The organism is Janibacter sp. CFPM2_SD2 (genome assembly GCF_057364645.1).
Window position 1 is genome coordinate 1 of record NZ_JBNFOF010000207.1, and the last position, 5,524, is coordinate 5,524.

Below are 5,524 nucleotides of genomic sequence, written 5' to 3' on the forward strand. Positions count from 1 at the left end.
GCGCTCGCCCGCCTCGAGGCCCACGGGGGTCCGGCACGCGCTCGCCGACGCCGTCGCGGCCTGCGCCGACCGGGCGGGCTGATGGCGACCGACTGGTCGGTCCGTCGCCTCACCGGCGAGGACTGGCAGCTCTACCGAGCCGTGCGGCTGGCGATGCTCCTCGACGAGCCGGCGGCCTACGGCAGCAACTTCGCCCGGGAGGTCGCCTACGACGAGGAGAGGTGGCGCTCGCTCTTCGGGCAGGCGATCTTCCTCGCCGAGAGCGGCGACGGGCTGCCGCTCGGCGCCGCGACGCTCCTGCGGCTCGACCCCGCCGACGTCCCCGAGATCGTCGCCATGTGGGTCGCCGCACGCGCGCGGCCGGGGGATCGGCCGATGCCCTCGTCGACGCCGCCGTGACCGAGGCAGCAGCCGGGGGAGCGGCGGAGGTGCGGCTGCACGTCATGCTCGACAACCCGCGAGCACTCGCCTTCTACGAGCGGTCCGGGTTCGCCTTCGACGGAGCCAGCGGCGACGCTCCGCGGTGCGACCGGATGAGCCGGGCCCTGTCCTGATCCGCCCGCTCGCGGTTGACGCCTCGCGGCGCGAACTGGCCCGTGGCACACCGGAGGAGGTGAATTCTCCATGACCCGGGGGAGCATTCCGCGGCCCGAGATGAGAGACTCACGCCATGAGTGAGATCACCGTGCGCGCACTGACCGAGGACGAGTGGGAGACCTACCGCACCCTTCGGCTGGAAGCGCTGCAGGAATCTCCCGAGGCCTTCGTCGCCGACCACGACACCGAGGCCGCCGAGCCCGAGGACTTCTGGCGCGCCCGCATGGACCGCAGCGTCCGCCTCGTCGCCGAGACCGAGGGCGAGCAGGTCGGCGTCGTCAGCATCGGCTCCGTGAGCGAGGACAAGGGTGAGACCGCCGGCCAGCTCTTCGGCCTCTGGGTCAACCCCCAGTGGCGCGGCCGCAGCGTCGCCGCCAACCTCGTGCGTCAGGGTGCCCGCATCGCCGCCGACCAGGGCCTGCGCCACCTCTACTACTGGGTCGGCTCCGACAACGGCCGCGCCGTCGCCTTCGCCTCGAGCTTCGGCTTCCGCCCCACCGACGACCGCCGCCCGATGCGGGTCGCCGGCGTGGACGGCGAGGCGAGGAGGAGATCGCCTTCGTCATGGCCCTCGGCGAGGACCGCGCCTGAGCGCACCCACGACGCACCGGCGCCCCTGCCCCCTTCGTCCGAAGGGAGCAGGGGCGCCGTCGTGCACCGAGGGGGCGGAGCTAGGGCCGGGCCGCCATCCGCTCGATGAGCGCGGTCGGGCCGCTGACGATGATGAGGTCGCCGCTGCGCACCTTGGTCTCCGGGCGGGCATAGGTGAAGTCCTGGCCGGGTGACTTCACGCCGACGACCGTCACGCCGTACTTGCTGCGGATCGACGACTGCTCGAGGGTGAAGCCCACGGCCTCCTGCGGCGGCGTCATCTTGACGATGGCGAAGCCGTCGTCGAACTCGATGTAGTCCATGAGGCGGCTGCCGATGAGGTGGGCCAGGCGCTTGCCGGACTCGATCTCGGGGGAGAGGACGTGGTGCACGCCGATCCGGTTGAGGATGCGGGCGTGCTCCGGGCTGACCGCCTTGGCCCACACCTTCGGCGACTCCCCGTCGATGAGGTTGACCGCGGCGAGGACGCTCGCCTCGATCGACGAGCCGATGGCCAGGACGCTCGCGGAGAAGGTGTGCGGCTTGATCTCCTCGATCGTCGTCACCGACGTCGCGTCGCCCTGGACGATGCGGCCGACGCGGCCCAGATAGCTCTCGGCGAGCCGGGGGTCGAGCTCGAGTGCGGTGACGCGGTTGCCCAGGCGGTGCAGCTCGGTGGCCACCGCCCCGCCGAAGCGGCCGAGGCCGATGACGAGGACGTCCTCGTTGTGCAGGCGCATGCGCGTCACGGTGTCTCCGATCCTCGGGTGGTGGGTCGTGACTGACCCTAGCCGGGGTAGCGTCCCGTGCATGAGCTCTCAGGCGTGCGCCATCTGGGGCGAGGACTTCATGAAGTACGACTTCGGGCCCGGTCACCCCATGGCCCCCGTGCGCCTGGACCTGACCGCGCGACTGTGCCGCGAGCTCGGTGTCTTCGACGACGTCGACGTCGTCGACGTCGACGTGGCCTCCGACGAGCTGCTTGCGGGGGTCCACGACCGTGCCTACGTCGACGCGGTCAGGGCGATCTCCGCCGACCCCACCACCGCCGACGGCGCCTGGGGCATCGGCACGGACGACGTCCCCGCCTTCGCCGGGATCCACGAGGCGAGCGCACGGCTGGTCGCCGGGTCGGTCGAGGTCGCCCGGCGGGTCTGGACCGGCGAGGCCGAGCACGGGGTCAACTTCACCGGCGGCATGCACCATGCGATGCGCGACCGTGCCGCCGGCTTCTGCATCTACAACGATCAGCGGCGCAGATCCGCTGGCTGCTCGACCACGGCGTCGAGCGGGTGGCCTATGTCGACGTCGACGTGCACCACGGCGAGGCGTGCAGTCGATCTTCTACGACGACCCGAGGGTGCTCACCGTCTCGGTCCACGAGTCGGGCCGCACGCTCTTCCCCGGCACGGGCTGGCCCGCCGAGACCGGTGGCCCCGGGGCCGAGGGCACCGCGGTCAACGTCGCCCTCCCGCCGGGCGTCACCGACGGGCCCTGGCTGCGGGCGATCACGTCCGTCGCCATGCCGGTCGTGCGGGCCTTCGAGCCGCAGGTGCTGCTCACCCAGCACGGGTGCGACACCCACCGCGAGGACCCGCTGGCCCACATGGCCCTGACCGTCGACGCGCAGCGCCAGGCCGCGGTCAACCTCCACCGGCTCTCCCACGAGGTGTGCGACGGGCGCTGGGTGGCCTTCGGTGGCGGGGGCTACGACGTGTGCGGCGCCGTCCCGCGCACGTGGACCCACCTCACGGCGATCGCCGCGCACCGGCCGATCCCGGCGGCCGACCGAGATCCCGGCCGCCTGGCGCGAGCACGTCGACCTCGTCTCGGGGCAGCCGGGGCCGGAGACCATGGGCGACCTGCCCGACAGCGAGCTGCCGATCTGGGTGCAGCCGTGGGCGATGGGCTACAACCCGCACAGCGGCGTCGACCGGGCGATCATGGCCGCCCGGGAGGCGATCTTCCCGCTGCACGGGCTCGACGTCTGGTACGACTAGCGGATTCTTCGCCGCATCACGGCGTGTCGGGTGGACGTGAGTGGGGAAATCTCCCCTTCGTCTTCACAGTTGTCACATCTGCCCCTATGGTGGTCACCTGCGGGGCTCGTAGACGTCCAGCCGACAGGGGTCGGCTGTGCGACTCCGCGGAGATCGAGGTGATCATGTCGAACGATCGACTGGGTGAGGTGCGCTTCCTCACCGTGGCGGAGGTCGCGTCGATCATGCGGGTGTCGAAGATGACCGTCTACCGCATGGTCCACAACGGTGACCTTCCGGCCGTGCGGGTCGGTCGCAGCTTCCGCGTCCCGGAGGATGCGGTGCACACCTACCTCGAGACCTCGTTCATCGAGACCGCCTGATCGTCGTCGCAGCGCCCCGCGGCACGAGACGCCCGCGGGAGCGGATAGACTCTGTCGTCTGACTCGTAGCTCGGTGGAGCCTGCCCGTGCAGGATCGGCATCGCTCGAGCCACCACCGACAACATCGACCACGACAGCGAAGGACATCGCATGGGTTCTGTCATCAAGAAGCGACGCAAGCGGATGGCGAAGAAGAAGCACCGCAAGCTGCTGCGCAAGACGCGCCACCAGCGCCGCAACAAGAAGTGACCCGTACGAAGGGGGCCCGACCGGCACGATCCGGTCCGGCCCCCTTCGTCGTGCCGTGACGCTCGTCCCGTGATGGCCGTCTCCCCGGACGAGCCGCCGCAGACCAGCAGGCGTGACTAGGCTGCCGACCAGGCCACGTCCACTGTGGCCGGTGCCCACAGGAAGGTGTCCCCGGTGCCCGAGACCGTGCTCGTCGCAGGAGTCTCCCGCCACCTCGGCGGAGCCTTCGCCCGCCGTCTCAGCCGTGACGAGTCGATCGGCCGGATCATCGGCGTCGACGTCGTCCCGCCGCGTCACGGCATCGGCCGGGCCGAGTTCATGCGGGCCGACATCCGCAGCCCCCTCATCAGCCGGATCATCTCCGGCAACGACGTCGACACCGTCGTGCACATGGGCGTCATCGCCACGCCACGTGCCGGCGGCGGGCGCGCGACGCAGAAGGAGGTCAACGTCATCGGCACGATGCAGCTGCTGGCCGCCTGCCAGCGCGCCGAGTCGGTGACCAAGCTCGTCGTGAAGTCCACCGCGGGCGTCTACGGGTCGAGCCCGCGCGACCCCGCGATGTTCACCGAGGACATGTCGGCGAAGCAGATGCCGCGCTCGGGCTGGGCCCGCGACAGCGTCGAGGTCGAGGGCTACGTGCGCGGCCTCTCGCGCCGGCGACCCGACATCGAGATCACGACGCTGCGCTTCGCCAATGTCATCGGCCCCCGCATCCGCACCGCCTTCACCGACCACTTCAGCCTGCCGGTCATCCCGATCCCGCTCGGCTACGACGCGCGGCTGCAGTTCGTCCACGAGGACGACTGCGTCGACGCAATCGCCCGGGCCGTGACGATCCCCGGCATCGGCTCGGTCAACGTCGCCGGCGAGGGGATCATCACCGCCAGCCAGGCCGCCAACCTCGCCGGCCGCCCCTTCGTCCTCGTGCCCAAGGCGACGACCGGTGCCCTGACCGACGTGGCCCGCAAGTTCGGCCTCGTCGACATCGGCTCCGACCAGCTCGACTTCCTCACCTTCGGTCGTGGTCTCGACACGACCCGCATGCGTGAGGACCTGGGCTTCGAGCCCGCCTACACGACGCGCGCCGCCTACGAGGACTTCGCGCGGGCGACCAAGGGTCGGGTCCTGGACCGCCTCCCCTTCGCGCAGCCCGGCTGGTCGGCGGTCAAGGCCGCCGAGGCCGCGATGCGCTCCGTGTCCGCCCCCGAGAGTGAGAAGTGATGGCCGACAGCACCCCCGCCCCCGGCGCGAAGAAGAAGAGCACCGCGGCGAAGACGTCGACGGCCACGAAGAAGGCCACTCCGGCGAAGACGTCGGCCGCGAAGAAGACGACGCCGGCCAAGAAGTCCACCGCTGCGAAGAAGACCGCCACGAAGAAGCCTGCGGCCAAGAAGGCCAGCGCCGTGGCCGCGGCGGCGGACCGGGCCGGCGGCGAGCGCGCGCGCCGGCGCACGACCCCGCTGCTCACCGGACCCTCCGCCCAGGTCCCCACGACCACCAGCGCGAAGGGGGAGTCCGTCACCTCCTCGCGCTCCTCGACCTCCCGGCCGAAGAAGTCGTCGACGCCGCGAACGCCGCGCCTGACCGTCGTGCCCGGCCCCGACGGCGCGCTCCGGCGGCCACGCCGACGACGTCGCGACCGTCGTCCGCCGGCCCGGCGGAGCACCTCGACCCGCACGGCCGCGACCCGCACCGCCTCGTCGACTGCCGGCTCGCGCGGCT

At 71.6% G+C, this 5,524-nt stretch carries 6 protein-coding genes and 3 pseudogenes; 8 read left to right on the forward strand and 1 reads right to left on the reverse strand.

Annotated features, from left to right (window positions below):
- The 3 genes and pseudogenes from AC2W7J_RS15365 to AC2W7J_RS15375 form a co-directional block, all read left to right on the forward strand.
- Positions 1 to 399: pseudogene (locus tag AC2W7J_RS15365) on the forward strand (hypothetical protein); the annotation flags it as partial.
- Positions 396 to 554, forward strand: coding sequence for an N-acetyltransferase (locus tag AC2W7J_RS15370; protein WP_485983456.1), 159 nt, complete (start codon positions 396 to 398; stop codon positions 552 to 554). The pseudogene AC2W7J_RS15365 and the gene AC2W7J_RS15370, both read left to right, overlap by 4 nt.
- 116 nt (positions 555 to 670) lie before the next feature.
- Positions 671 to 1,297 (forward strand): GNAT family N-acetyltransferase, encoded by a 627-nt coding sequence (locus AC2W7J_RS15375; RefSeq protein ID WP_485983458.1) that lies wholly within the window; start codon positions 671 to 673, stop codon positions 1,295 to 1,297.
- On the opposite strand, the gene AC2W7J_RS15380 is transcribed toward AC2W7J_RS15375, so the two are convergent.
- The gene (locus AC2W7J_RS15380; RefSeq protein WP_255184271.1) at positions 1,269 to 1,937 is read right to left on the reverse strand and encodes a potassium channel family protein; all 669 of its coding nucleotides are present in this window, start codon (positions 1,935 to 1,937) and stop codon (positions 1,269 to 1,271) included. The two genes, AC2W7J_RS15375 and AC2W7J_RS15380, sit on opposite strands and share 29 nt — an antisense overlap.
- 61 nt (positions 1,938 to 1,998) lie before the next feature.
- On the opposite strand from AC2W7J_RS15380, the pseudogene AC2W7J_RS15385 reads away from it, so the two are divergent.
- The 5 genes and pseudogenes from AC2W7J_RS15385 to AC2W7J_RS15405 all read left to right on the forward strand — a co-directional run.
- Positions 1,999 to 3,188: pseudogene (locus AC2W7J_RS15385) on the forward strand (acetoin utilization protein AcuC).
- 164 nt (positions 3,189 to 3,352) lie between these two features.
- On the forward strand, positions 3,353 to 3,550 hold the full coding sequence (locus AC2W7J_RS15390) for a helix-turn-helix domain-containing protein (protein ID WP_255184269.1): 198 nt from the start codon (positions 3,353 to 3,355) through the stop codon (positions 3,548 to 3,550).
- Between the two features lie 150 nt (positions 3,551 to 3,700).
- Entirely contained in the window at positions 3,701 to 3,799 is a 99-nt protein-coding gene (locus tag AC2W7J_RS15395; protein ID WP_003792170.1) for a 30S ribosomal protein bS22, read from the forward strand.
- Positions 3,800 to 3,973: 174 nt separating this feature from the next.
- Positions 3,974 to 5,023, forward strand: a complete 1,050-nt coding sequence (locus tag AC2W7J_RS15400) for an NAD-dependent epimerase/dehydratase family protein (protein ID WP_255184268.1) — start codon at positions 3,974 to 3,976, stop codon at positions 5,021 to 5,023.
- Positions 5,023 to 5,524 (forward strand): annotated as a pseudogene (locus AC2W7J_RS15405) (hypothetical protein); the annotation flags it as partial. The gene AC2W7J_RS15400 and the pseudogene AC2W7J_RS15405, both read left to right, overlap by 1 nt.

Bases quoted from the DNA above. Each gene is read 5' to 3' on its own strand.
- AC2W7J_RS15395 (WP_003792170.1), top strand. From the start codon at position 3,701: ATGGGTTCTGTCATCAAGAAGCGACGCAAGCGGATGGCGAAGAAGAAG.
- AC2W7J_RS15375 (WP_485983458.1), top strand. From the start codon at position 671: ATGAGTGAGATCACCGTGCGCGCACTGACCGAGGACGAGTGGGAGACC.
- AC2W7J_RS15390 (WP_255184269.1), top strand. From the start codon at position 3,353: ATGTCGAACGATCGACTGGGTGAGGTGCGCTTCCTCACCGTGGCGGAG.